General features: G+C 74.1%; 15 protein-coding genes. 4 read left to right on the top strand and 11 right to left on the bottom strand.

All coding sequences use genetic code 11. From position 1 onward, the window contains the following. The first annotated feature begins 12 nt into the window (after positions 1 to 12). The 3 genes from WME96_RS40220 to WME96_RS40210 all read left to right on the top strand — a co-directional run bounded on the left by WME96_RS40220 (position 13) and on the right by WME96_RS40210 (position 3,077). Positions 13 to 687, top strand: a complete 675-nt coding sequence (locus tag WME96_RS40220) for a hypothetical protein (RefSeq protein ID WP_437286856.1) — start codon at positions 13 to 15, stop codon at positions 685 to 687. Between the two features lie 190 nt (positions 688 to 877). Continuing rightward, the gene (locus tag WME96_RS40215) at positions 878 to 1,834 is read left to right on the top strand and encodes a hypothetical protein (protein WP_437286855.1); all 957 of its coding nucleotides are present in this window, start codon (positions 878 to 880) and stop codon (positions 1,832 to 1,834) included. 322 nt (positions 1,835 to 2,156) lie between these two features. Continuing rightward, positions 2,157 to 3,077 carry a transposase gene (locus tag WME96_RS40210; protein WP_437286854.1) on the top strand — a complete coding sequence of 307 codons (921 nt, stop codon included), beginning with the start codon at positions 2,157 to 2,159 and terminating at the stop codon, positions 3,075 to 3,077. A gap of 334 nt (positions 3,078 to 3,411) precedes the next feature. On the opposite strand, the gene WME96_RS40205 is transcribed toward WME96_RS40210, so the two are convergent. From WME96_RS40205 to WME96_RS40155, 11 genes are all read right to left on the bottom strand, one after another. Continuing rightward, entirely contained in the window at positions 3,412 to 5,814 is a 2,403-nt protein-coding gene (locus WME96_RS40205; RefSeq protein ID WP_437286853.1) for a DUF5682 family protein, read from the bottom strand. Positions 5,815 to 5,828: 14 nt separating this feature from the next. Continuing rightward, the gene (locus tag WME96_RS40200; RefSeq protein ID WP_437286852.1) at positions 5,829 to 6,914 is read right to left on the bottom strand and encodes an ATP-binding protein; all 1,086 of its coding nucleotides are present in this window, start codon (positions 6,912 to 6,914) and stop codon (positions 5,829 to 5,831) included. A gap of 13 nt (positions 6,915 to 6,927) precedes the next feature. After that, a complete protein-coding gene (locus WME96_RS40195) occupies positions 6,928 to 7,086 on the bottom strand; it encodes a hypothetical protein (RefSeq protein ID WP_437286851.1) in 159 nt (52 codons plus the stop codon). Positions 7,087 to 7,566: 480 nt separating this feature from the next. Continuing rightward, positions 7,567 to 8,169 (bottom strand): hypothetical protein, encoded by a 603-nt coding sequence (locus WME96_RS40190; RefSeq protein WP_437286850.1) that lies wholly within the window; start codon positions 8,167 to 8,169, stop codon positions 7,567 to 7,569. Positions 8,170 to 8,286: 117 nt separating this feature from the next. After that, positions 8,287 to 10,602 carry a sulfatase-like hydrolase/transferase gene (locus WME96_RS40185; protein WP_437286849.1) on the bottom strand — a complete coding sequence of 772 codons (2,316 nt, stop codon included), beginning with the start codon at positions 10,600 to 10,602 and terminating at the stop codon, positions 8,287 to 8,289. Further along, on the bottom strand, positions 10,599 to 11,762 hold the full coding sequence (locus tag WME96_RS40180; RefSeq protein WP_437292401.1) for a tyrosine recombinase XerC: 1,164 nt from the start codon (positions 11,760 to 11,762) through the stop codon (positions 10,599 to 10,601). Before WME96_RS40180 ends, WME96_RS40185 begins: the two co-directional genes overlap by 4 nt. 199 nt (positions 11,763 to 11,961) lie before the next feature. Next, entirely contained in the window at positions 11,962 to 12,879 is a 918-nt protein-coding gene (locus WME96_RS40175) for a hypothetical protein (protein WP_437286848.1), read from the bottom strand. Between the two features lie 164 nt (positions 12,880 to 13,043). Continuing rightward, a complete protein-coding gene (locus tag WME96_RS40170) occupies positions 13,044 to 13,664 on the bottom strand; it encodes a hypothetical protein (protein WP_437286847.1) in 621 nt (206 codons plus the stop codon). After that, positions 13,664 to 16,834 carry a hypothetical protein gene (locus WME96_RS40165; RefSeq protein WP_437286846.1) on the bottom strand — a complete coding sequence of 1,057 codons (3,171 nt, stop codon included), beginning with the start codon at positions 16,832 to 16,834 and terminating at the stop codon, positions 13,664 to 13,666. The genes WME96_RS40170 and WME96_RS40165 overlap by 1 nt, the downstream gene beginning before the upstream one ends. Then, the gene (locus WME96_RS40160) at positions 16,831 to 20,487 is read right to left on the bottom strand and encodes a protein kinase domain-containing protein (RefSeq protein WP_437286845.1); all 3,657 of its coding nucleotides are present in this window, start codon (positions 20,485 to 20,487) and stop codon (positions 16,831 to 16,833) included. Before WME96_RS40160 ends, WME96_RS40165 begins: the two co-directional genes overlap by 4 nt. Before the next feature lie 257 nt (positions 20,488 to 20,744). Further along, positions 20,745 to 24,275, bottom strand: coding sequence for an AAA-like domain-containing protein (locus WME96_RS40155; RefSeq protein WP_437286844.1), 3,531 nt, complete (start codon positions 24,273 to 24,275; stop codon positions 20,745 to 20,747). Positions 24,276 to 24,600: 325 nt separating this feature from the next. Here WME96_RS40155 and WME96_RS40150 point away from each other — a divergent pair, with 325 nt between their 5' ends. After that, positions 24,601 to 26,226 (top strand): carbohydrate porin, encoded by a 1,626-nt coding sequence (locus WME96_RS40150; RefSeq protein WP_437286843.1) that lies wholly within the window; start codon positions 24,601 to 24,603, stop codon positions 26,224 to 26,226. Positions 26,227 to 26,293 lie beyond the last annotated feature (67 nt).

Here is a 26,293-nt window from a genome sequence, read left to right as displayed (position 1 = left end):
CCTCTCCGCCCCATGCGATACGGCCTGACCTTCCTCGTCCTGAGCGCCGCGCTCGCCGCGCTCGCGTTCCTCGCCGGCGGGGCTGCGCTCGCGCTGCTCTGGCCGGCGCTGAGCTTCGGCTTGGTCGGCGCCGCGTACCTCGCGCGCCGGCCCGCGCTGCTGGGCAAGCGGCCTGACGGCACGCAGGCCGCGTGGGCGCTCGTCCTGCTCGGTCCGTATTTCCTCCTGACCTGGGCGGTATGGCGCGCGGAGCGGGCGCTCGGGCGGGCGGACTGCGCCAACGAGGTGGCGCCCGGGCTCTGGGTCGGCCGGCGGCCGCTCGCCCACGAGTTGCCGGCGGGCGTGCGGTTGGTCGTGGACATGACGGCCGAGTTTCCGGCGGCCGCCGCGGTGCGGCGCCACCCCGGCTACGTCTGCGTGCCGACGCTCGACGGCACGGGGCCCAAGGTGGAGCGGCTCCGGGAGCTCCTCGAGCGGCTGCGCGGCGTGGACGGCGTGTACCTGCACTGCGCCTCTGGCCGCGGCCGATCGGCGACCCTCGCGATCGCGCTGCTGCTGGAGCGCGAGCTCGCCGCCGACGTCGACGCGATGGAGGCCCGCCTCCGGCAGCGCAGGCCCGGAATCCGGCTGAACGCCGCGCAGCGGGAGCTCCTGCGCCGGGCGCGCTCGGGCCCCGGCGCAGGATGACGCGCGGTCGCCGACGCAGGCGGCGCGCCGTTCGTGCCGCTGCCCGCGCGGCAGTCGATCGTCGGGTCTCGAAGCCAGTGACGGGGCGCTCGTGCCACGCGGCGTGGGCGCGCGGCTACACCTTCAGCGCGCGCGGCGCGCGCTTTCCTGGCCGCGGTCCGCGGCACACACCATGCTCTTCCGGCTCCGCATGCTGCGCTCCCGACCTGCTGCGTTGATCGTCTCGCTGGCGCTGATCTCCGGCTGTGCCGCCCGGCCGCGGCCTGCGCCCGCCCCTGCCACCGACATCCAGCTCGCGCCCGCCCCGCGCCCGTCGGAGCCCCAGGCGGCCGGGGACGCCGCGACGGCCGGGGTGGTCCTGATCTGGGGCAGCACGGGCGAGGGGACGCCGAGGACGTGGCACGTCGCCGAGGGCGGCGCGGTGATCCGCGAGGAGCCCGGGATCGTCGTGGCGACCCGGCGCGGGGAGTGGCGCTGGGAGGCGCGCGCGAAGGAGGTCGAGACCACGCCCTGCGAGCTCTGGGACGGGGACACGCGCGAGCCAGGCGAGGGCACGGCGACCGACGCGGATCTCGTGCTGCGCGGGGGCGGCGAGCGCCAGGGCGTGATCACGGCGCCGGACCAGGACGAGAGCAACGAGTTCCAGCACAGCGCGGCGCTGATCGGCAGCGTGGGGCCGTACCTGTTCATCGAGGAGCGCACGTACAGCGATCTCTGCGGCGCGCACGGCTCCGAGGGCGCCGCGTTCACGGTGTGGGACGCCGAGCGCGGCGGGGCGGTCGACCTGCTCGCCGAGGTGTCCGGCGTCCCGTCGCTGCAGCGCGCGGCCGAGGCGACGCTCGACGACCTCGAGGAGGATCCGGAGGCCGCGCGGAGAGAGAAGGATCTACCGCAGCTCGTGAAGGTCGCGCCGGCCTACGACGCGCGGGGGTCGCTCCGGCTCACCGCGCAGCTCGCGCGCTCCGCCTGCTATGCCTGCGGCGACGGCGCGTGGAGCTCCTACTCGCGCTCGGCGACCGTGCCGATCCCGCGGAGCCCGGGGCGCCTCGCGGCGTGGGCGTCGCCGCCGCCCGCCGTGCAGGCGTTCCTGGCGCACACGCCGGGCGTCAAGCTCGGCGGCTGGTCGCGGGCCGGCCAGGACGAGTGAGCCTGCAACCGGCCAACCCGACCCAGGTTGAGGTCCAACCCGACCCAGGTTGCGCGCGAGGTCCGCGGTGACCCAGGTTGCGCCGAAGGCGACCCGCGGTCCGCAGGTGGCGACCCGGCGACCCGAGGCGACCCGACCCGGGTTGAGGTCCGGCCGCAGAGGTCCGCGGTTGAGGTCTACCACCCAGGTTGAGGTCTGCTCAGGTTGAGGTCTGCTGGCGGAAACTGGCGGAAAATCGCGGCCGCCACCCCCCGCAGCGAGGTAAATGCTTGAAATGATTCACATCGCTTGATGGCGCAGCGTTTGTCTACGCGATCCGGCCATGAGCCAGCCTCGCGAGATCGCTCCCGGCGCCACGTACCTGATCACCCGTCGCGTTCTGCGCCGGCATCTCCTGTTTCGCCCCGATGCAGCCATCAACCAGTTCTTGGTCTATGCCCTCGCTGTCGCGGCCCGCCGCTACGGCGTTGAGGTTCATGCCCTTTGCGCGATGTCGACGCATCTGCACCTTGTCGTGACCGATGTGCAGGGCGTCCTGCCGCGCTTCTTGCAGTTCTTCCATCGCATCGTCGCGCTTGGCACGAAGGTGCTGCGCAAGTGGGAGGGCCCGGTATGGGACCATGAAGCCACGAGCGTGGTACGGCTGCTGACTCGCGCGGCGGTTGTGGAAAAGATTGCCTATGTCCTTGCAAACCCTGTTGCTGCCGGTCTCGTTCGTCATTCGAGTGAATGGCCGGGCGCCAAGGTGGATGTGGGCGAGATCGGCCACGGCATGATGCACGCAGCTCGTCCCTCGGCATACCTCGACCCGGAAAATCCACGGTGGCCCCAGGAAGCAACGCTGCCGCTCACACTGCCGCCCACCATCGAGCAGGACGCCGCGGAGGCATTCCGCGGCGAGATCGCGGCCGAGCTCGAACGACAGGAGGCGCTGGCCCATGCCGAGGTGGAGCGGCATGGGCTCCGCTTCTTTGGTGCCGAGCGAGCCGGCAACGTCTCACCTTACCAGCGTGCCACGAGCTTCGAGGCGCTGCGTGGTCGCAATCCTACCTTTGCGGTGGGCCGCGAGCAGGGAGGAGCGTGGCAAACCGCTGCTGCGTCCGTGCGGGCGTTCCGCGCGTCGTACCGCGCGGCGCTCGAACGATGGCGTGCCGGTGTACGCAGCGCCGTATTCCCGGTGGGGACATGGTGGATGCGAATGTTTCACGGGGTCAGCGTGAGTGACGTGGTGCTTGTGGTCTAGAACCGCCTGCGGGAGCGGGATAGTGGGATGGCCAGAAGGTTCAAGGGGCGGGCGACGACATCGACACGCCCTCAGGCGAACGTGTGCCTTCAGGGGGTTGAGCCGGTGGTAGATCCTCCATGCGGCATCACGCGAGTGGGTACGCATGCGTCATGCCGTGTTGAGCGTATCAGCAGCGGTACAGAATCCGTGATGTCGGGGGCTATGCTTGACCGAAAGGAACCGTTCTGTGAACCTAGAACTCAACCTGGTTAACTCAGCCTGGTTAACTCAACCTGGTTCGGGTCGTCGCGAACTCAACCTGGTTCGGGTCGGGTCAGAGCAGGTCAGAGGGTCAGAGCAACTCGTCCAGGTCCTCCATCGCCTGCGAGAGGTCCTCGCTCATCTCCTTCAGCTTCTCCCGGTCCTTCTCCAGGAGCACCGCCTGCGCCGCGCGCGCCTTGTCCCCCAGCTTTCGCGCCGCGAGCACGTTCTCGAGCAGGTACCGCCGCTCCGTCGCACCGAGCCCCGCGAACGCGCGCCGAAGTACCGGAAGCGTGTCCTTGAAGCGCTCCGGCGCGATCCCCCGGAGGAACGTGTCCAGCGCCTCGACCACGGGCCGGCTCTTCACCAGCACCAACGCGTTCACCTCGAGGAACCCGGCCAGGAACGACGCCGCCGCCTCGGGCTCGGCCGCGCCCCCGAGCCGCAGGCCGACGACCCGCGCCACTTCTGCGTCGTCGATCGCCTGCGCCAGGTAGAGCAGCCCGCACGCGAGGCCGGACGCCGTCGGGTTCACCGCCTCGCTGTCCACGAGCCCCCGCGCCGCGTCGAGCCACGCCCCGCGGTCGACGATCGGCTGCGACAGCGCGACGTCGTGCAGCGTGCGCAGCGCCTCCTTGGCGGCGGCGACCGCCTCGTCGCTGCCCGTGCAGCCCCCGTGGACGCGCAGGACCGCGCGCGCGAACGTCTTCTCCAGCATCGGCGCGATCACCCCGTCGCCGAGCGATGACAGCGACCGCGACGACCCGAACGACGCGAGCCCCGCGAACGCCCGGCACGCCCGGGCCAGCGACGGCAGATCGCTGTCGCCCGTGGCGAACTCGTCGCACGCGCGCAGCGCCGCGGCCACGGCGCGTGCGCTCGACGCGAGCACCCCGTTCAGCAGCACGTCCGCCGCTTCGCCGGTCGTGTGGCACGCCGCGAGGTCCTCCTCGAGCAGTCGCGTCGCCACCTGCTCCAGCGTATCGCCCAGGACGATCTTCTCGACCAGCGCAACGTCGGTCGCCGGCGTCCACTGCGCCTCCCACGTTTCGCTGAGCTGCCCCAGCAGCTCGTCCGCCGGCACCTCCTGTGCCGTCTGACCGCGGCGCCGCGCCGCAACTCCCGTCCTTCGTGTGCCAGCGTACGCAGCGTACGGAATCTTGGCGATGCGGAGCCGGTGCAGGAGCACGCTCGTTCCAACCTCAACCTGGTTGGTGAGAGAGAGCCGGAACGACTCGGGCGCGTCCGTCGCAGGGAGCCCTCTTTCGCGCACCTCGCGCCAGAATTCCTCCTGGAGCGAATTCTTCCCGATGCGGTTCCCGACCCGACCGACGTTGCGCCCGATGACCGCCGGCCACAGGAAACCGTCAACGTGGGTCGCGTCGCCGCGGCACATGGTCGCGATCGTCGCCTCGCGCACCTCGTCGAGGCCCGGTTCTGCCTTGCCGCGGAGCTCGGCGAGCGCCACCGCCAGGCGGAACGCCTCGATGGTGTCCGCGAGCGACGCCATGAACCCGCGCAGGCGGAGGTGCTCGGTGAAATCGATCAGCACCTCGAGCGTGGCGCGCCGGAAATCGCCCCCCGCGTCGTGCGCGCGCTGGTAGTACTGCGGCGCCCGGTTCCCCGCGCCGTAGCCGAGCTGCTCGGACAGCCGCGGGAAGCTGAACGGGATCAGCGTCACCGCGCACGGCACCGGCGCCGGCAGCCGCGCCTCCAGCGCGGCATCGACGTCGCGCGCCGCGAACGCTGCCGCGTGGGCCGCGCCGAGCACGGCGGCAACCTCGTTCGGGGCGAGGTCCGGCCCCATGCGCTCGAGGATCTGCCGCGCCATGTACGCGTCGCGCGCCCGGTGTACCAGCCGGTCGCCGTCGCCGCGCGCGAGGTCCGCGTAGGCGAGGAGCGCCTCGCGGAACGCCCTCGGCTCGTAGCGGGGCGCCTCGAACGAGGCCTCCCAGAACTCCTCGAACGAGCGGAACCCCCGCGCCCTCGCGCACGCCTCGTAGATGCTCTCCTGCGCCCCCTCCGCGCCCGCCGCCCCGTCGCCGTCGCCCTCCTCGTCCGCGTCCTCCCCGCGCTCTGCGTCAACCTCGCGCTCGCCCTCGTGCTCGTGGCCGCCCGGGTCCTCGGCGTCGTCGTGGCCCACCGTGGCGCCCTCGAACGGCGCGAGGGTCATGCCGACGGGCACGTCGATGAGCTCCACGCGCGCGCCGTGCTCGAAGGCCCACTTCACCGCGACGTACTCGGGCGAGTACGCAGCGAACGGCCACAGCGACGACGCGGGCGTCCCGTCGGTCCGGTAGCCGAGGATCGCGACCGGCGGCACGGTCTTCGGATCGACGAGCGCCTCGAGGAGCTCCGTGGCGTCGCTCGGCCCTTCGACGAAGATCGCCTTCGGCCGCACCTCGTCGAGGTACGCGCGCAGCGTCGCGCTCGAGCGCGGCGAGTGATGGCGCACCGGGAAGAGGTGGACGGCGGCGAGCCGGTCGAGGTCCATCGGGTCTCCCTCTCTCAGGGCGCCAGCCGCTTCTTGGACGCGGCGTAGAACTCCTTCCAGAGCCCCGCGCGCCCCTTGGCCACGGTCTCGCAGTACTCGCGCACGGCCTTGAGGTCGTCGCCGCCTTCCTTGCTCACGGCGCCGAGGAGCGAGCGCGACAGGTCGTCGGCCGTGACCTTCCCCGTGCCGAAGTGCTGCGCGAGGATCCCGCTGTTGAACAGCACGCTGATCGCCTCCGCGGTCGACAGCACCGAGCCGGGCGCCTTCACCTTGGTCTTGCCGTCCTTGGTGACGCCGGCGCGGAGCTCCTGGAACAGCGTGACGAGCAGCTTCGCGAGCTCGGCCGGCGGCTCGACGCCGACCTGGTAGTCGCCGCGGAGCTCGGCCTCGCGCTTCTGCACGATGCGGATCTCCTGCTCGAGGTCGTCGACCACGGGCACGGTGATGAAGTTGAAGCGGCGCTTGAGCGCGGCGCTCATCTCGTTGACGCCGCGGTCGCGGGTGTTGGCGGTGGCGATGAGGTTGAAGCCGCGCTGCGCGGAGACCACCTGGTCGAGCTCCGGGATGGCGACCTGCTTCTCGGACAGGATGGAGATGAGCGCGTCCTGGATCTCCGACGACGTGCGGGTGATCTCCTCGAACCGCGCGAACCGCCCGTCGCGCATGGCGCGGAGGATGGGCGAGGGCACGAGCGCCTTCTGCGACGGCCCCTCGGCGAGGAGGAGGGCGTAGTTCCAGCCGTATTTGACGTGCTCCTCGCTGGTGCCCGCGGTTCCCTGGACGACGAGGGCGCTCGTCCCGCTGATGGCCGCGGACAGGTGCTCGGAGAGCCAGCTCTTCGCGGTGCCTGGCTCGCCGACGAGCATGAGCGCGCGGTCGGAGGCGAGCGTCGCGAGGGCGACCTGCACGAGGGAGCGATCGCCGATGTACTTGGGCGTGATCGCGACGCCGCCGACGGGCTTGTCGCTGCCGAGGATGTAGGTCTCCACGGCCCTCGGCGAGAGCCGCCACCCGGGCGGCCTCGGCGCCGTGTCCTCGGCGGCGAGGGCCGCGAGCTCGTGTTCGTACTTGGTCTCGGCGGGCTGGCGCAGGTCGCTCATGGGCCGGCAGAGGCTATCGCAGATCGGGGCGCGGGGAGAGCTCGGCGAGGAGCGCAGGGGCGAGCGCGGTGAGCGCGGTGAGCGCGGTGAGCGCGGCGAGCGATGGGGTCATGGCCGCATGGCGCCCCTTCGTGTCCAGCAGGACCTGCGGCGCGCGCCGTGAAGTCATCATGGGCGCCGAGGAACGAACGAGAGGCAATCCACAGCTCCGGCGCGACCGGGCTTCGTGTCCTGGCGAGATCCTCGTCCTCACGACAGCAAAGGGATGCCGTCCTGGCGGCCTGGGACCGCCGCCGCGATGACAGGCCGACACGGCCCCGGGCACATGCACCCGGCATGTGCCATGTGTCAAAGTGAGTCAGCCGAGGAGGGGTTCGGGGCTGGCTGAGCTCCGTGCCGCGGGCACGTGCCACATGCGGCGTGTCGGATGGGGAGGGCAGATCGTGCGGTGACGTGGTCGTCGATGTCGTGGGCCGACGAGCGCGCAGTCTTTGATGTTCGGGACGGCTCTCCAACGCCAGAGCGCTGCGCCGAGGACACGCAACGAAGGCGCCGGGGAGCGGGCGAGCGCCTCGCTGCGTCCACCTTGGCCGCTGTCACGGTGGAGCGCGCGACAGGCGCTCTCCGCCGTGCTGCGCGCCGCTCGACTTGGTCAATCCATCGCGTCGATGGGCAGGGTGACCGGCTCGGACTCCCAGCACCAGTCGTCCGACGAGTGCGCGACGCAGGCGAACTTGAGCTCCTCGAAGCGCTTGGAGCCCACGAGCTCACCGTCGACGCGGACCTGGACGTCGATCCACGTTGGCGCGTAGTGCGGCGGCGGGCTGTCGACGTAGACGACGAGCGCGGTCGCGACCGCCCCCGACCCGCCGCCGCCGCCGCCGCCGGCTCCCCCGCCGCCGCCCTGGTCGACCTCGACCCTGACGCCGAGCGGCTGGTCCTCGCTGGTGGTGGCGACATCGAAGACGTCGCCCTCGCTGGTCTCGACGACGAACGTCAGCGCGGCGACGGGGACCGGCTCGGCGAGCTCGATCGTCGCGGCCGAGCAGCGGAACGCGTTGGCGCCGCCTGCGCCGTCGTAGAAGCAGTCGTCGGCCGACGTGACCTCGGCGGGATCCTTGTCGTCGGGGGCCCCTCCACCCCCGCCGTCGCCCCCGCCGCCCCCGCCGCCGCCGCCCGATGCGCTGCTCGTGGAGCCCGGCCCCGAGGTGGTGGCGTTGTTCCCGCCGTTGTCGTCGCTACATGCGGCCACCACGAGCGCGGCGGCCACGAACCCGAAGCTGAAGAGTGTGTGTCTTGCCATGCTGGCAGGCAGGCAAAGAGCGCGCCTTGTCCTCCGCGACTGAAACCTGCTGTCCGCAGGGAGCGCCGGTCACTTCCGCGCGCCGGTCACCTGGATCTCGCGGAGGCGCGCCCGCAGCGCCGCGTAGTACGGCTCGATCTCCTTCGCGGCCGGCGTACCCCAGAGGTTCTTCCGCTCCTCCGGGTCGCTCGCCAGGTCGTAGAGCTCGAAACGTGCGCCGCCCGAGATCGTCAGCTTCATGTCGCCGCGGATGAACGACCGCCGCGCGTCGTTGTAGGGACCGGCCGGCATGTCGATCAGCACGTCGCGCGCCTGCGCCTGCTCGCCGGGAGGGAGGAACACGTCGGGCAGGAGCGACGCGCCGGACAGGAAGTCGGTCGCCGGGGCGCCCTCGCCCGGGCCCGGCACCCGCATGAGCTCGAGGAGCGTCGGCGTGAGATCGATCAGGCTGCGCCGCGCCGAGACCCGCGACGGCGTCGCGCCCGGCACGTGGACGAGCAGCGGCACGCGCACGAGCTCCTCCCAGAGCTCGAAGCCGTGGCGGAACATCTTGTGTTCCCCGAACGCCTCGCCGTGATCGCTCGTCACCACGATCGCCGTGCGCGCGGCGAGCGTCGGCGCCGCCGCGATCGCGTCGAGCAGCCGGCCGATGTGCTTGTCCGTGAAGGCCACCTCGCCGTCGTAGAGGTCCCGCTGCGACTTCGCGCCGAAGTCCGGCACGTCGTCGTGCCGGAGGTAGTCGGCGTGCGGATCGAGGTAGTGGACCCACAGGAAGAAGCGCCCGCCCGTGTTCTCGGGCGACGCGAGCAGCCGGAGCGCGGCGTCGGTCAGCGCGGGGCTCGTCGCCTTGTTGTCGACGTCCCACGGCGCGCCCTCGGGCGGCGCCGCCGACATGTCCACCACGTCGAAGCCGCGATCGAGCCCGCCGAAGCTGCCGAAGTACCGGTGCCCGTGCACGCTCATCGTGCGCACCCCGGCGCCCTTCAGCCGCTCCGCGACGAACGTGTCCTCCTCGCTGAACTTGTTGAAATGACCCCAGTTTCTGTGGGTCTCGCCCCCGTACTTGCCGATGAGCATCGGGCCGATGCTCTTGCCCGTGTAGGACGCGAGCGCGTACGCGCGCTCGAACACGGTCGATCGCGCCGCGAGCGCGTCGAGGTTCGGCGACACCGGCCGCGGGTTGCCCGCGTAGCCGAGGTCCCAGCGGAGCGTGTCGATCGTGATGAGGACGACGTTCAGGTCCGCCGGGAGCCGCGCCGCGGACGACCCGCGCGCGTCGGCGGCCGCCGCCGGCGTGGGGGCGGGCGCGAGCAGGGCGAGCGCCGCGGCGGTCAGGTCGCCGCCGGTGCAGTCGTCGTCGACGCCGTTGTCGAGGATCTCCTCGGCGAGCGGGTGGACGCGCGCGTCGCGGTCGTCGCAGTCGCCGCCGCCGAAGAGCGCGGCCGCGCGGTCGCCGTCGCGGTCGGCGGCGCGGCGCAGGACCGCGAGGCTCTTGCCGCCGACGGGCGCGTCGCGCTCGAGCGCCTGGCCCACCGCGGGCTGGGCGTTGAGCGACGTGGCCGCGCGCGCGGTGAGCGCGAGCGGCAGGAGCGCGAGGACGAGCGCGAGCGGGGCGCGCACCGTCCGGATGGCGGCCGGCGCGAGGAAGGCGGCGAGCGCGACGACGAGCAGGATCGCCGGGGCGCGCAGGTCGAGCTCGGGGCGCTTGAAGACGCCGTAGATGCCGAGGAAGCCGCCCTCGCCGGAGACGCCGCCCGTGGCGACGCCGAGCGCGAACAGGGACGCGGCGATGCCGAGCGCGACGCCCCCGGTCACCGCCGGGTCGACGCAGGCCGGGCGCCCGTCGCTGGCGTTGGCGAGCGTGCGCCGGAGCGGCGGCGTCAGGGCGAGGACGGCGAGGCCCGCGATGAGGCCGAGGCCGAGCGCGCCCGCGGCGACGGCCGTGCCGACCAGCAGGGGGGTGGCCTCGAGCCCGAGCAGCGCGCGGGCGAGGTGCGCGCACAGGGTCATCCAGAGGAAGGCCGCGAGGACCGCGAGCGGCACGAACGCCGCGATGTCGGCGGGCCGGCCGATCGCGCGCACGCGCAGCGAGGCGACGAGCGTGGCCGGCGACGGCGGGCGCGACGGGTCGACCACGATGGCGGCGGCGCCGCCGAGCAGGCCGACCGCGAGCGCGACCGGCGCGAACACCCCGATGTCGGCGAGGTAGGTCGCGAGCTGGAAGGCGGAGTCGTCGCCGGTGCCGGCCGTGGCCCACCCGGCGTCGAGGGACGCGGCGAGGGCTCCGAAGACGCTGGCCCCGAGCGCGCTCGTGGCGAGCCGCCCCGCCCACGCGCGGGCCAGCGTGGGGACGGCGGGTCCCGGCGAGCTCGGGGCCCGCTTCACGAGGGGCTCCGCTTGCGCGCCATGGGGTGGGCGGCGTCGTAGACCTTGAGCAGGTGGTCGATCGAGACGTGCGTGTACCGCTGCGTGGTGGCGAGCGAGGCGTGCCCGAGCAGCTTCTGGATGGCCCGGAGGTCGGCGCCGCCGTCGAGCAGGTGGGTCGCGCAGGTGTGCCGGAGCGCGTGCGGGTGCAGGTCGGCGCGGCCGGCGCCGAGGGCGCCGTAGCGCTGGACGAGCGCCTGGACGCGGCGCACCCCGATGCGCGCGCCGCGGCGGGACAGGAACAGGGCGCGGGGGTCGCGGGCGCCGGTCGTCGGATCGGCGAGCTCGGCGCGCCGCTCGAGGTAGCGCTCGATGGCGGCGAGGGCGTGGGAGCCCAGCGGGACGATCCGCTCCTTGTCGCCCTTGCCGACGACGCGCACCGACGCCTTGCTGGGCTGCCGGTCGACGTGGGCGAGGTCGAGCCCGCAGAGCTCGGAGACGCGCAGGCCCGCGCCGTAGAGGGTCTCCAGGATGGCGCGGTCGCGGAGCCCCTCGGCCGTCTCGGCGCCGGGGATCTCCATGACCTCGGCGGCGGCGTCGACGTCGAGGAAGGTCGGCAGCGGCCGCCGGACCTTGGGCAGGGCGAGCTGGGCGGCCGCGTTCTTGTCGACCTCGCCGCGCCGCTCCAGGTACCGGAGCAGGGCGCGGGCGGCGCCCACCTTGCGCGCGATCGAGGCGGGCGCGTGGGTCCGCGCGAGCGAGCCCAGCCAGCTCCGCAGGAGGAGCACGTCGAGGCCGTCGACGGCCGGGGCGTCGCCTGCGGCCGCCGCCTCGCCGGCGGCCGCGGCCTCGCCTGGAGCGTGGGCCTTGCTGGCGGCCGGGCCGTCGCCGGCGGCCTGGGCCTTGCCGGCGGCCTGGGCCTTGCCGGCGGCCTGGGTGCCGCCTGCGGCCGGAGCCTTCCCCGCGGTCTTCCCCTTGCCCCGCGCCGGCGCCGGGCGACTGTCGGCGTTCGCGGCCGCCTTCTCGCGGGCGAAGCGGGCCAGCTGCTCGAGGTCGCGCCGGTAGGCGTCCACCGTGTGGCGCGAGGCCCGGCGCTCGGCCGTGAGGTAGGTGAGGAAGCGCGCGATCGCCTGCTCCAGCGTGGTCCCGCCGGATCGATCGCCGCTCCGCCGCGCGTGCATCACGGGTTTGCCCTACCACCAGGACGCGGCGGCAGGCAAAGACTCGCCGGCGGTCGAGCTGAGGCGCCCCGGCAGGCGCGCGCCGGGCCATGACGGCCGCAGCGGACCGCGCTCGCCACCGTGAGCCGCGCGCCGCGGCAGGCCACGACGGCCCGCCCGGGGGCGCGCGCGCAAGGAGCCTTCCGTCAGGGCAGCGCGATCACGTCAGCGCATCGGCCGCCGTCGCGGCGGTGACGGCGCGCTCGAGCCACCGTTCCAGCACAGCGAGCTCGGCGCAGCCATCGATGCGCGCGTCCTCCTCGGGCCTCAGCGCGAGCTGCCGCTGCGCGAGCACCCTCCGCAGCGCGCTGCGGGCCTCGGAGACGCGGCCCTTCTCGATGCCCTTCTCGATGCCCCTCTCGACGAGCTTCTGCTGCACGTCCGGGTTCGCGCCGAGCAGCGCCTGAAGGATCTCGCGCTCCCGCGCCTTGACCTCCGGGTCCTCGCCCTTGCCAACCCACCACAGCAGCTCCTCGCGGACGGTCGCTGACATCGCCGTGAATCTTACCATGCCGAGCACCCACGCGAGCGGCATTCGCGGCGCGACCCATCGGGCAAACTCGTCGAGCGCCCGTCCTGAGCGGGCCACCAGGAAGGGCACGAGCTCGTCTCGCAACGGCAGATCGTTCGCTGCGATCCACAGGAAAGGAAAGGGCGACGGCTCCACGCGGTAGCAACCCGGCCCGATCGCGACGAGCGCGCGCTGCGCTCTCAGCCAGTCAGGCACGTGCGGCGCGACAAGCCAGAGCGGCTCCTGGCCCAACCACCCACGCGCGCTCTCCTCCGCCCGTTGCACCTGCCTCGCCTGCCGCCGGAGCAGCGCGCGCTCCACCGCCGCGAAGTCCAGATGGTCCCCGGGCATCTTCAGCTCGACCAGGATTTCCTCGTGGATCCGGGACTCGGGCCACGGTGCGGGCAGCGCTGCGACGCGGTCGGGATGGCGTACGAGCAAGAGCCCATCGCTCTGCACCTTCACCAGGCCGATCTCCGGCGGATCCTGCCACGCGACAGCGCCGCCGGTGATCCGCTCCGTCACGTCGGCGAAGGTGCGTTTGGCGAACTGGTCCGGCTGCCCCACGCGCCGCGCAGTAGCAGAGCGCATTCACGGCAACCAGCGTGTCTTGCCGTGGTGTTGTGCTGCTCCAGCGCTTACGTGCTGAGAGGTCGACGCATCTGGAAATCGTTATATCGTCGCGTCGATCTCTCGAAACAGCCAGTCCATCGCTGGCTCGCAGCGACCACCTACCCGCACGCCTCGCCGAGGATGTACCCGTGCTTGCAGATGCAGCGGCACTCGACCTCGAACTCGGGCTCGTTGCACGCCGGCCGCACCTGTCTCACCTGCTCCACCTTCCGGCCGTCCCTGTCCGTCACCTGCACGACGATCTCGTAGTCCTCATCGAACATGTTCCGGCCGGACCAGTTGTTCGGGCAGACTCCCACGTTCGCGAACGTCGAGATGTCGGCGTCCACGCTCGCGCCCCATCCGTCGCCTGTCGGTCTCAGGTTGACCGTCCTCGCCTCGGACATGACCCGCCCGGACTCGGTGTCGCGGAGCGAGCCGGAGAGCTTGACGCCGCAGGCGCTCAGGTTCGTCGCGCGGACGCCCAGGAAGATCACCCGCCCTCCCTGCGGCGGCATGATGATGTCGACCCCGTCGCCGTCGCTCACCGGGCGCGCCACGCCGCTCGAGTCGAGCGCGACGAGCTCCATCTGGATGTCCGCGCCCTCCTCGCCCAGGTACCCGAGCTTGCACGGGTCCGGCGGGGGCTCGTCGTCGCCGCAGGCGAGCGCCGCGAGCAGCAGCGCGACGAGGGCAGGCCCCGCGAGGGGCGGCGCGCCCGAGCGGCCCGGCCAGGACATCAGCGATCCCGCCGCTGCGACGCCGGAGGGTCGCCCGTGTCCTCGTCCGGCTCCTCCCTCGGGATGGGCGCGCGCGGCGGGCGCCTCGTGGCGCCGAAGGGGCTGGAGCTCATCGGCGGCGTCGCGCGCGAGTCGGGCGCGTGCTGGGACGGCGAGCCGCCGCGCCATCTGCCGTCCACCTCGGCCTCGGTCAGCCCCGCCGCTGCGCCGGACGTCGCGCTCCACTCGTGCAGACCGGCCTCCGGGAAGGGCGTGCGCTCCGCCAGGTAGGCCGCGAGCAGGCGGTCGCGCTCCAGCTCCTCCGTGCTCGGCGGCGGCGGCGGGTCGAGCGTCGGCAGGTCGTCGGTCCAGGTCAGGTCCGCCTCCTCCAGGGTCATCGCGGCCCCGGCGCTGGAGAGCCCCCGCGGCGCGTTCCGCTCGGTGGCGACAGGCTCCGGCACGTAGCCGAGCGCCCGGTCCAGCGCGTGGTCGGGATCTGGCCCGGCGGCGAAGCTCGGGGTGGTGGGGCGGTCCGGCGGCGGACCAGGAGCGCGCCCGGGCATGAGGGTGGCGCTGGAGCCGCGGTCCGGCGGGTAACCGGGCGCGAAGCTCGGGGTGGTCGGGCGATCCGGCGGCGGGCCAGGAGCGCGCCCGGGCATGAGGGTGGCGCTGGAGCCGCGGTCCGGCGGGTAACCGGGCGCGAGGCCGGCGCTGGAGCCGCGCTCGGGCGGGTAACCGGGGCCTCGGCCGGGCGCGAGGCTGGCGCTGGAGCCGCGGTCGGGCGGGTAACCGGGACCTCGGCCGGGCGCGAGGCCGGAGCTGGAGCCGCGGTCGGGCGGGTAGCTGGGCGCGAGGTTGGAGCTGGACGTGCGGTCCAGCGGTCGAGGCGCGAGCGTGGGGCTGGAAGCCCGATCCGGCGCGTAGCTCGGCGGCCGGTCCGGCGCATGGCTCGACGGGCGGCCTGGCACGTTGCTGGGGGGACGCTCGGGCGCAAAGGAGGGGCTCCGCGAGGTCGGCGGCGGCGGAGGCGGCGGCGGATCGATGGTGGGCAGCTCGTCGTCCCAGTCCCAACTCTCCGGATCTGCTCGGGAATCCGACCGGCGTGTCGTCGGGCCGAGCCGGGCGTCCCCCGGCCTCCGCGACGCCGGGAACGCCGCCGGCGGGCCGATCGTCGGGAGCTGGCCCACGCCCGGATCCCGCGAGGGCGCGTCGTCCCGCCGATCGAGGCGCCGCGACGGGCGCGTCGGCTCGGCCGGGGGCACGGCGTACCTCGTCGACGGGACCTGCCCGAACGGCCGCGAGTCCCGCGGCAGCCGCGGCGGCGGCGGGACCGCGGTCGCCGCGCTCGCCGCCGCCGTCGAGGGGGGCGGCTGCGTCGAGATGAGGTTCTCGTTGCGACCGCGCTCCGCCGGCGGCGGACGATCCGCCGGCGCTGGCTGCCGGGGCTGCACGCTGACCGGGGGCGGCGCGGCGTGCGCGGAGCCGGCGAGCGGCCTGCCGAGCCACGCGGCCTCCTTGCGCGCCTGGGCGGCGCGGGCGCCCTCCTCCGCGGCGCGGATCGCGCGCGGCGCGAGCGTGTCGCCCGGCTCGGTCGGAGGGACCTCGTCGCCGAACAGGACCGGCGCGACGGCGGTGACGCGCGACTCCACGCCCGCCGCGCCCCTGCCGGAGCGGAAGCCGAACGCGGCGCGGATCGCCCGCTCGTGGTGCGGCTCCACCTCGACCGGACGCACGATGAAGCACGGCTCCGCGCCCGGCGCCCGCTGCGCGAGATCCACGTCGAAGGGCGCGCCGAGGAGGTGCCCCTGCTCGTCGAAGAGCACGCGCACCGGCGGCTGCGCGAAGCGCGCGGGCGACGAGGGGGTCGAGAGCACGACGCCCAGCTCGCCGGTGCTGAGCTGGACGAACGTCCCGGTCGGGATGATGCCGAGCGCGCCGATGAGCAGCTTGCCGATCGCCCTGTCGGTCGCGCTCTCGGCGCCCGCGAGCATCCGCTGGAGCACGGCGTCGAGCGACGAGCCGCCGCTCGAGCCGCCGTCGAGCGCCGGGAACGGCGCCGCCCGGAGCTCCGTGAACTGCCGGGCCGCGGCGAGGATCCGCGCGAGCACCGTGGGGCTGCGCCGGCCGCCGTAGAGCGCGCCCTGCCGGCCGCCCGGCCGCAGCCCGAGCGCCTCGTACGCGATCACCGTGCGCGTGATCGACGGCGCGTGCAGCTTGCCGAGCGCCGTCAGCATGACGGCCGCGCTCGCGGGCAGCCGCTCCTTCTCGTCGTCGCTCAGGCTGCGCTCGAGCAGCGAGCGCGCGGCCGGCTCCTCGCCGTCGGCCGGGCCCGCGAGCGCCCCCGTGAGCCGCAGCCGGCTCACGTCGTAGAGCAGCGCCGCGGTGACGAGGCTCCCGAGCATCCGCCTGTCGGTCGTGAGCTGGCGGGCGATGCCCAGCGCGACGATCGCCGTCGAGACGCTGAGCCCCGCCTCGTCCGGGTCGGCGACCTTGCCCGCGGCGACCGCGAGCAAGAGGCGCGCGTCCTCCTCGGCCGCCGCGACGAGCTTCTGCGCGACCCGCTTCACCCGCTGCGGCAGCGCCGGCTCCGCGGCGCGCAGGGCCGCGTAGAACGAGCGCATCACCAGGATCGCCGCCGCGTAGGTGCGGCTGATGCGGCCGATGCGCGTGCCGTCGCCCTCGATCGCCCCGGCGGGGAACGGGTTCGTGAGCTTGCGGACGCGGACGCCGCGCAGGTTCGACTGGAGCAGCCGCGCGGCGATGCTGCGGTCGCGCTGCGCGTCGGCGAGCAGGCGCGCGAAGGCGGCGAGCTCGGCGCGGCGGACCGTCTTCTCGAGCACGAGCTCGGAGACGTCGCACGCTTCGAAGAAGCTGCCGAGCTCCAGGGCGATCTCGTACGTCTCGCGCGAGGCGCGGAGCATCTGGCCGTTGAGGAAGAGCGTGTTGCCCGCGAACACCAGCGTCGCGGCCTCGGTCCCCGAGAGCTCGCAGTACTGGACGATGCCGTCGATCGCCGACGGGACGAGCGAGAGCACCGCCTGGTTCGAGTCGCTGTGCAGGAGGCACGCCTTCGCGAGCCGGTAGATCATCTGCACGAGGCCGAGCGCCGCGCGGCGCCGGACGTCGGCCTTCACGCCCGAGATCGCCGTCTCGCCGGTGATCTCGTGGAGGTTCGCCTTCTCCTCGCTCACGGCTTCCTCCCGCCCCGGGGCGACGGCGACGGCGCGGGCCTCGTCGACGGCACGGCGCTGCCGGGCGCCGGCTCGATCGCCTGGCGGCCAGACGAGCTGAGCGGGAGCGACGCGGGGCCTTGCCGCGTGCTGTACGGCGGGGCGCCGGAGGGCGGGGCAGGGGGGGACAACGGCGAGCCCGGGCGGGGCATCGAGGGCGGCGGCGCGGCGGTCGGGGTGGACGCCGCGGCCGCGGAGGGCGGCGACATGCGCCGGCTGAACGGCACGGAGGTGGGCGGCGCCGAGGCGGCGCCGATCGAGCCGGGCGCCGGCGACACCATCGGCGGCCGGTAGGCGGGCCGTCCCGCGTCGCCGCCGTGGGGGCCCGTCGAGCCGCCGTGGGGGCCCATCGAGCCGCTGTGGGGGCCGGCCGAGCCGCTGTGGGGGCCCATCGAGCCGCTGTGGGGGCCGGCCGAGCCCGGGCGCGGGGTGCTCCACGGTTCGAGCTGGTCCGGCAGGCTGAGCGGCCCGGTCGCCGGGCCCACGCGCCGGACCGAGACCGGCGAGTACGAGCGCGCGGCGCGGGAGGGCGGCGCGCTCGCGTCGGTGAACGACGGCGACAGCGACGCGGTCGACGGCGGGCGATCGCTCTGGCGGGTGGGCGCGACGAGCCGCGCGGCGATCGCGACCGCGGCGCGGGCGGCCGCGTCGCGCACCGGCGGGGTGTTCCACCAGCGTGGCTTGGTCGCCTCCTTCACCGCGCGGAGCGCCTCGTAGCTCCGCGCCTGGCAGAGGAAATGCGCGGCGAGCTCGCGCGTCTGCTCGATCGCCTCGGACGGGATGAGCTGGCGCTTCTCCAGCAGCTCGATCGCGAGCTTCTCGGCCCGGGCGGGGTTCAGCAGCGCGACGGTCTCGATCCACTGCCGGCGCTCCGCGGCGGGCAGCTCATGGAACGAGGGCGCGACGATCCGCCGCACGAGCGTCGGCCCCGCGGCGAGGACGCCGAGCTTGCCGATGAGGCGCAGGGCCTCGCGGCGCACCGGCGGGGCGGGGTCGTCGAGCAGCCTCTGGAGCTCCTCGCGGACGCGCTCGGCCGCGGCGCCGGCGGGGGCGCCCTCGCCGCCCGCGGCGTCCGGGAGCTCGGCGAGCGCGCTGATGCGCACCTCGACGTGCGGGCTCGCGAAGCCCGCCTCCAGCGCGGCGAGCGCCTCGGGGGTCCTGAGCTGCGCAAGGAGCTGGATGAGCGTCAGGGCGAGGGGGGCCGGGGCGCGCGAGAGCTGGTCCCCGAGCTCGGTCTCCCGGCCGGGCGCCCACCGCCGCAGGTACGCGAACAGGACCTCGCGCAGGCGCTCGGACTGCACGGCGCTGTAGCACTGGCAGACGGCGCCGAAGAGCGCGCCGTCCGCGAGCGCGTCGAGCGCGTGGGCCAGCCCCTCGACGATCGCCGGGTCGAGCGGCGCCATGCTCCGCCCTGGGCCGGCCTGCGCCGCGCCCCGGCCCGCGCCGGCCTGCGCCGACGCGCCGGCGTGCGCCGCGCCAGTCTGCGCCGCGCCGGCCTGCGTCGCGCCCCGGCCCGCGCCGGCGTGCGCCGCGCCAGTCTGCGCCGCGCCCCGGCCCGCGCCGGCCTGCGCCGCCGCGCCGGTCTGCGCCGCGCCGGCCTGCGTCGCTGCGCCGTTCTGCGTCACCGCGCCCGCGCCGGCGGCGGCCGCTTCCTCCGGGTGGGCCGTCGCGAGGTCGTCGAGGATCGCCCGCAGCGCCTCCACCGGGAACATCGCGTGCGCGAGCGCCCGGTCGACCGAGCGCAGCGAGAGCGGCGGCACCGCCGCCCCGTGCCTCCCCGCCGCGCCGGGCGCGCTCCGCTGGACGCCGTCGAGGCGCGCGGCGAACGCGCGCCGGAGCATCGTCTGCACCTCGAACGCGATCTCGTAGCTGTGCAGGACGATCTGGTCGGCGGTCCACGCGGTGAGCGCCGTGGTCAGCCGGTCGACGTCGCCGTGCCGGACGGCGTCGACGTAGCCGTCGACGAACGCCTCCATGTAGCGCTCGCTCCACTGCTCCGCCGGCAGCGCGATCTGGGCGCCGAGGGTGCTCCGGGTCAGCGGGTCGATGGCGAGCGCCGACGCGGCCGCCCCCGTCTCGGCGAGCGCGGCCTCGACGTTCCGCTGCAGCGCCCTGCCCGCGAGCGAGCTCTCGTCCCAGAGGCTCTCGATCTGCGCGAGGGCCCGCGCCCCGGTCGCGATCTCGCGGCACTCCTCCTCGAACTCCTCCGGGTCGACGTCGCCCGCGGCGAACTGATCGATCGCCATGTAGGCGATGTGCTCGAAGCGGCGATCCCAGAGCGCCGTCACCGCGTCGTCGTCCTCGCCGATGCCGAAGCTCTGGTCGCGGAGCAGGATGGCGGCGAAGTCGCGGAGCTCGGCCTCGGTGACGCCAGCCTTGATCTGGATCTTCCGGACGCCATCGGCGAAGAGCTGGTAGGGGATGCGGTCGAACGGCGGCCGGTCGGGCTGCCAGATCGGCTGGCCGCCGGAGGTGAACGCGCTCGGGGTGACCTCCCAGCGGACGCCGAGCGGGTTCTGCGCCAGCGTGCGCGTGATCTCGTCGAACGCGAAGTGGATGCCCTTGTTCACGTGCGGGTGGTTCCACCCGTACTGGCGGATGTTGCTCAGCACGAGCGCGAGCTGCTTCCACACGCCGACGAGCCGCTGGCACGTCTGCTCGACCAGGCCGACCGACGGCGGCTCCTGGTCCTCGTCGATCGCGTCGTTGCCGCGGACGAGCACGCGCGGCGCCTTCTTCTCGCGCGACGGCGTGAGCTGGCCGGCGGCGTGCGCCGCGGTCAGCCGGCGGAGCTCGGCGCGCATCGCGGCGGCGCTCTGGAAGCGGCTCCCGCGCTCGAAGGCGAGCGCCTTGTCGACGAACGCCACGATCTCGACCGGCAGGTCGGGGACCTCGGTCGCGATCGACGGCGCGGTCTGCGTCGCCGCGAGGAAATACGACTCGGACTCGCTCCGCCCCCGGTTGAGCCGCTTGCCCGACAGGAGGGTGAACAGGCTCGCGCCCACCGACCAGAGATCGGAGCGGCCGTCGATGCCCGACACGCCCATGGCCTGCTCGGGCGACATGAACGCCGGGGTGCCGAACGTGAGCCCGGCCCGCGTCGCCTGCCGCTCGGGGTCGCGCATCCGGGCAATGCCGAAATCGAGGACCTTCACGTGGCCGGCGCTCGTGACGAAGATGTTCGCCGGCTTGATGTCGCGGTGGACGATGCCGATCGAGTGACACTTCTCGAGCAGGTCGAGCACGACGTCGAAGACGGGCAGCACCTGAGAGACGGGGAGGGTGCCGCCGGCGCTGCTCGCGAGCCGCTGGAGCGTCGTGCCGGTGAGCAGCTCCATCACGAGGAACGGCTCCCCCCGATCGCTGAGATCGTCCTCGACGACGGCGACGCGCGCGGGGTGATCGACCCGGTTCGCGATCTTGCCCTCGCGCAGGAAGCGGTCGCGCAGCTCGGCGTTCCGGGCGAACTCGATGTGGAGGACCTTCACCGCGGCGCGCGAGCCCCTGCGGTGGGTCGCCGCGAACACCGCGCCCATGCCGCCGACCCCGAGCAGGTCGTCGAGCCGCCACTTGGCGTTCAGGGCTGTCCCGATCCGCGCAGCGGCTGTGTCCACGAGGTTCGGCTCCTCGGCGTGCGGATCGAGCGGGGCCATATACCGGGCGGCGAACGGAGGCCGCGCCGTGCGCGGCAGAAGGCGAATGGAGCAGGGCGAGCATACATGGTTCCCGTTCAAGCGCGAACCATGACAAGGTCGTCCGCCCTCACGGAAGAAAGGTGGGAGAAGCGCTCCGTGCGGTGACCGGAAGGCGTGTGTGGCTCACGCAGGCAGCCGAGAACAGACAGCCACCGACGCGCGCCCTTCGAGCGGATTCAGCGCACGCTGGGCCGCGGCGCCACGCCGGCGTCCTGCTCGGGGGCGCCCGGCCACTCAGGACAGGTGATGCGGTAGGCCATGTCGGGCATGAGCTGCGCCCACTCCTCGCGCGTGAAGTTGCGCCCCACGTAGGCGCACGCGCGGGTCATCAGGGGCTCGGCCGCGATCGAGAAGACGCGCGCCGCGCCGTCGTTCGCCGCGGCCACCACGCGCGTCGCGTCGGGGGTGAACACGGCGTCCGTCAGCGTGACGCCCTCGGCGCGGAGGGTGAGCGCCTCGCCCTGCCCGTCGACGGGGAGCACCCGCGCGATGCCGTCGCTCGACACGGCCACGACGCGGGCGCTGTCGCTGCTGAACGCGACCGTCCGCACCGCCGTGCCGAGGCCGTTCAGGGCGAACGGCTGTCCCTGGCCGTCGGTGCGCAGCAGCCGCACGCCGTCGTCGAGCGCCGCGACGGCAACGTGGTTGCCGTCCGGGCTCACCGCCAGCGCGGCGATCGCGCGGTCGTCGGACCCCGAGGGGATGACGCGCGGGATACCGCGTCCGTCCGCCGGCCACACCTTCACGTTCGGCCCCGAGGTCGCCACGATCTCCTTGCCGTCCGGGCTGAACGCGGCGCGGATCAGCCCCGCGCGCTCGTCGCGCAGCACGACGGGCTCGCCCGGAACGCCGACCTCGAACACGCGCAGGATGCCGTTCCACGAGGTCGTGACGATGCGGGTGCCGTCCGGGCTGAAGGCGACGCCGACCACCCGGTTGTCGTGGGCGCCGAGCACGACCGGCGGGCTCTTGCCGTCGGTGCGCCACACCCGCGCGCTCCGGTCGGCCGAGCCGGTGACAAGGCGGCCGCCATCGGGGCTGAAATCGAGGCTGAGCAGGTGCTCCTCGTGCCCCCGCAGCACCACGGGCTCGCCCGAGCCGTCGGCCCGGAAGACGCGCGCCGTCCTGTCGGTCCCGGCGGTGGCGATCTTGCTGCCGTCCGGGCTGACGGCGATGCCGGTCAGCGGACCTTCGTGGCCGTGCAGGAGCAGCGGCTCGCCCGGCGCGTCGAGGCGCCAGACCCGCGCGGTCCCGTCGTCGGACGCGGTGACCACGCTCCGGCCGTCGCGGCTGAAGGCGGCGCTGTTCACGATCCCCTCGTGGCCGTGGAGGAGCGTGGGCGCGCCCTTCCCGTCGGCGCGGAAGATGCTGGCGGTTCCATCGGCGGAGGCCGTGACGATCGCCGCGCCGTCGGCGCTGAAAACGGCGCTGCGCACGGCGCCCAGGTGCCCGCGGAGGACGATGGGCTCGCGATGGCCGGCCGTGAGGACGCGCGCGGTCCCGTCGCCCACCGCGAGGGCGACGCGGTCGTCGACCGGGCTCCAGTCGGCGCTCTCGACCCCGTGCCCGTGCCTGTCCAGCACCGCGGGGGCGCCGTGCCCGTCGGCGCGGACCACGTAGACCGTCCCGCTGATCGCCGTGGCGAGGATCCGGGTGCCGTCATGGTTGAAGACCGCGCGCCGGATGTGCCGCTCGCCCAGGCCGACGACGAGCGGCGGCTCGTCGCCCATCTCGGGGCGCCATACATAGATCGCCCCGCTCGTCGTCCCCGCGACGAGGCGGCTGCCGTCCGGGCTGAACGCCACGCTGGCCGGCGCGGTGTCCGGCGTGGTGAGCGTGCCCTCTTCGTGGCCGTCCGCGCGCCACAGGCGCACCGTGCCGTCGGTCGAGGCGGTCGCCAGGCGGCTCCCGTCGCGGCTGTAGGTGACCGCGACCACCGCGAGGTCGTGGCCGCGCAGGAGGAGCGGCTCGTCGCTCCCGCCGAGGCGAAACACGCGCGCGATACCGTCCGCCGAGGCGGTGGCCACGGAGCGGCCGTCCGGGCTGAAGACCGCGTCGTGGACCGCGCCGCCGTGCCCGGCGAGCACCTCCTGGCCCACGGCGGGGCCCCAGACCACGTCGCCGAGCGCCTGCACCACCGTGGGGCCCGCGGGGCGGCCGCTCGCCCTGGCCGCGAGGCCGGCCTCGACGGCGAGCAGGCGCGCGCGCTGCAGCCGGCCCTCGGCCAGCTCCTTCGCCGCCTGGGCCGCGAGCCGCCGCGCGTCCTTCTCGCGCGACTCCTGCTGCGCCCGGAGCCGCGCCTGCTCCTCCTTCCCCATCTGCCAGAGGAGCACGAGGATCAGGCTGCCGAGCAGCGTGACGGCGACGGCGAGCACGGTGAGCAGCCGCCGCATCGACCGCTTCTGGCGCTCCGCCCGCGCGCAGGCGGCGAGGAACGCCTGCTCCTCCGCGGAGAGATCCGCCCGCCCGTCGCACCACGACGTGAGCTCGGCGAGCGCCGCGCCGCCCAGGAGGAAGTCGTCCTTCCGCCCGTTCGCGAGCCAGCGGAGGAGCGGCGCCGTGACGGACCGCTCCGCCTCGCGCGACGCGACCCACGCGCGGTCGAAGACCGCGCCGTAGATGCGGTTTCGGACGGCCAGGCACGGCGCGCCCGCGGGCCCCGCCCGCTCCGCGGAGAGCCCCGAGAGCCGCAGCAGGAGCTGGAGCCGGTCCCCGCTGTCGGCCGCGACCGGGTGGGCGTCGAGGAGCTGCTGGTACAGCCGGAGGAGCTTCGGCGCGTGCGCGCGGTGCGTCCCCTGCGCGTCCAGGCTCCGCTCCGCGTGGCGCAGGTTCGGGTCCTCGGTCCGGCCGTGGCCGAGGAACCGCCGCTGCACGGCCTCGTCGACGCTGAGGCCGCGCCGCTCCCCGACGAGATCCGCGCAGAGCCGCTGGGTCATGTAGGGGTGCCCCGACGTCCACGCGTAGATCGCGTCGAGCAGCGCGTCGGGATCGGCCACGAGCCCCTCGAGGCCCGCGCGGAACCCCCGCGCCTCGGCGCGGGTGAAGTCGTCGAGCCGGACCGAGCGGCCGATGGTGAACGGCGTCCGGGCCGGATCCGCGACGAGCTCCCACGGCGCCGCCGCCCCGAGGAGGCAGAAGGTGAGCCGGGCGTTGGCCGGGCGCTCGGCCCGCCGGTTCACGAACGACCGGATCACCGCGAAGAAGTCGTCGCGCGAGAACGGCAGAGACAGCGTGGCGTCGATCTCGTCGATGAACAGGACGATCGCGGAGGAGATCTCCACGAGCACGACGTCCTCGAGCCAGCGTAACCAGCAGTGCACCGGCCCGAGGTGCCAGTGCATGTCCCAGAACTCGTCCGGCGGCTCCAGCCCGAGCTGCTCGGCGATCTCGGACGCGATCCCGAGGTACCAGCCGACCGGCGTCGTCGACTCGGCGCCGAGCGCCTCGAGATCGACGCTCGCGCACTCGACCTGCTCGGCGCGGAGCCGCCTCGAGACCCGCAATCGCAGGCTGGACTTCCCGATCTGCCGGGTCGACAGCACATAGCAGAGCTCCCCGTCCCGCAGCGCCTCGAAGAGCTCCGTGTCCGCGGAGCGCTCGATATAGATGGCGCCGTCTCCCACGGTCCCGCCCGCCTCGAACCGGCGCCTCGGATCTCCGGCGCTGGCCTGCGCCTGATCGAGGTCGGGAGGCGCGGAGAAGGTCACGAATCTGACGGTGCCATGCTGCGCCGGGACGGTCAACGGAACGTCACCCAGGGACGTAAGCGTCCCCGGTGAAACACGAGGGCTCGTGACGGCGCTGATGACGTCGCAATCATGTCGAACGTCGACAGCGTGGGCCACGGCCCACGCAACGGCCCACGAAAGCGCCGCGCGGCGGCGGCCTCCGGCAGCGCGCGACGGCGAATGAGCCCGTCGCGCGCGTGGAGAAAACCCACTTGCCTCCCGTCGAAATCGTGGACCGCGCGACGGAGGCTGGTGTAGCGTTCGCGCCGTGCGAGGGCCGTTGAGGGTGGGGGAACATCGCGTCGTGGCCGCGCTGGCGGCCATGTCGCTGCTGGGGAGTGCATTGCGCTCCGCGGCTCAGCAGAATCCTGCCGATACTACGGCTTCTCCCGATACGCCGGAAGCTCCTGCCGCAGAGCCCCCGTTATCGCCGCCGCCTCCTGCAGAGACGGCCCCTCCGCCTGCCGATCCGCCGGGCGCGACGCCGCCGCAGCCCGCGGCGGTCCGCCCCGAGCTGCCCGGCGAGGCCGCGGCCGTCTCGTCGCGCGGGCGGCCCGATCCGGGCGCGCCCGCCGCGGCCACGCCGCCGCCCGTCGCGCAATCCAGGCAAGATGGGTTCTCCTTCGGTTCCTATGGTCGCGTGGTCGCCGCGACCGATCTCCGGGGGCGCCCGGGGCGTGATGCTGATATCGTCGCTCACGGCTCCCGCCTCGACGAGTCGAGTTATGTCGAGCTCACGCTCCGCCGCGACGACCGCTGGCAGAAGACCGGCGCCTCCACAGGCGTCGTCACCACCCTCGCCGTCGCTCACCCGATCTTCCATCACGACGGGGTCTTCGACGCCTCGATCGCGCTGCGGAACCTCTATCTCGAGGTGGGCGATCTCGGCGCAAAGGGGCTCTCGCTGTGGGCCGGCTCCCGCATGTACCGGGGAGACGACATCTACCTGCTCGACTGGTGGCCGCTCGACAACCTCAACACGCTCGGCGGCGGGGTCCAGTACGCCGTCGACGAGCGGACGACCGCGGCGCTCCAGGCGGGCCTCTCGAGGCCGCAGGGGCTGTTCTTCACCCAGTCCGTCGAGCGGCCGAGCCCCTTCAACCAGATGGGCGCCGTGTCGGTCGAGGTGCTGTCGCGCCAGAAGTTCATCGGCAGCGCGCGGGCGGCCCACGTGATCCCGCTCCCGGGGCGGGCCGGGCTCAAGGGGGTCGCGTACGGCGAGCTCCACACGCTCGCGCGCGGGCAGCGGCAGACCGAGCCCAACGTGCCCAACGTGTACGAGCGGCTCCCGGCGGACAGCGGCTATGTGCTCGGCGCCGAGATAGGCGCTACTACGGGCGAGCGCGACACGCACGTGAACCTCTTCGTCCGGTACGCGCGCGGGCTCGCGGCGTACGGCGAGCTCGCGACCCCGGTGCAGCTCGCGGCCGACGGGACGACCTCGGGCGCGCACGAGCTCGTCGTGGCGCTCGGGGGCAACTGGGAGCGCGGCCCGTTCGGGGTCATGGTCGCCGGCTACGTGCGGAGCTTCCGCGACGCGAGCCCCGATCTCGATCTCCACGACGTGGACGAGGGGATCGTGATGGCCCGCCCGCACGTCTTCTTCGGTGACCTCGGCGGGCTGGCGGTGGAGGCGTCGTACCAGGCGCAGCAGCGCGGCGTGTTCTCGACCCCGGGGGCGCCGCCGGGCTCGCTCGACGCGCCCGGGGCGCCGCACGCCGCGAGCCTCGTGCGCTTCGGCGTCTCCCCGTTCGTCACGCCCGCCGGCCGCGGCGACCTGAGCCGCCCGGTCGTCCGGCTGATCTGGGCGCTCACGCTGCGCGACGAGGGGGCGCGCGGGCTGTACCCGGAGGACGATGTCTTCGGCCTCCGCGAGACAGAGCACTTCTTCGGTCTCGGGGCGGAGTGGTGGTTCAACACCCCGAGCTGAGGTGATCACGATGTTCCGGCAGCGAACGAGGCACTCTCTCTGGCGAACGGCGCCCTGGCGAACGGCG

The organism is Sorangium sp. So ce406, from assembly GCF_051474675.1.
GTDB classification, from domain to species: Bacteria; Myxococcota_A; Polyangia; order Polyangiales; family Polyangiaceae; genus Sorangium; species Sorangium cellulosum_G.
This window is presented reverse-complemented; position numbering and strand designations above follow the sequence as displayed.

What these genes read in the sequence shown, in the direction of transcription:
- WME96_RS40220 (WP_437286856.1), top strand. Translation starts at nt 13, where the DNA reads ATGCGATACGGCCTGACCTTCCTCGTCCTGAGCGCCGCGCTCGCCGCG.
- WME96_RS40215 (WP_437286855.1), top strand. Translation starts at nt 878, where the DNA reads ATGCTGCGCTCCCGACCTGCTGCGTTGATCGTCTCGCTGGCGCTGATC.
- WME96_RS40210 (WP_437286854.1), top strand. Translation starts at nt 2,157, where the DNA reads ATGAGCCAGCCTCGCGAGATCGCTCCCGGCGCCACGTACCTGATCACC.
- WME96_RS40205 (WP_437286853.1), bottom strand. Translation starts at nt 5,814, where the DNA reads ATGGACCTCGACCGGCTCGCCGCCGTCCACCTCTTCCCGGTGCGCCAT.
- WME96_RS40200 (WP_437286852.1), bottom strand. Translation starts at nt 6,914, where the DNA reads ATGAGCGACCTGCGCCAGCCCGCCGAGACCAAGTACGAACACGAGCTC.
- WME96_RS40195 (WP_437286851.1), bottom strand. Translation starts at nt 7,086, where the DNA reads ATGATGACTTCACGGCGCGCGCCGCAGGTCCTGCTGGACACGAAGGGG.
- WME96_RS40180 (WP_437292401.1), bottom strand. Translation starts at nt 11,762, where the DNA reads ATGCACGCGCGGCGGAGCGGCGATCGATCCGGCGGGACCACGCTGGAG.
- WME96_RS40170 (WP_437286847.1), bottom strand. Translation starts at nt 13,664, where the DNA reads ATGTCCTGGCCGGGCCGCTCGGGCGCGCCGCCCCTCGCGGGGCCTGCC.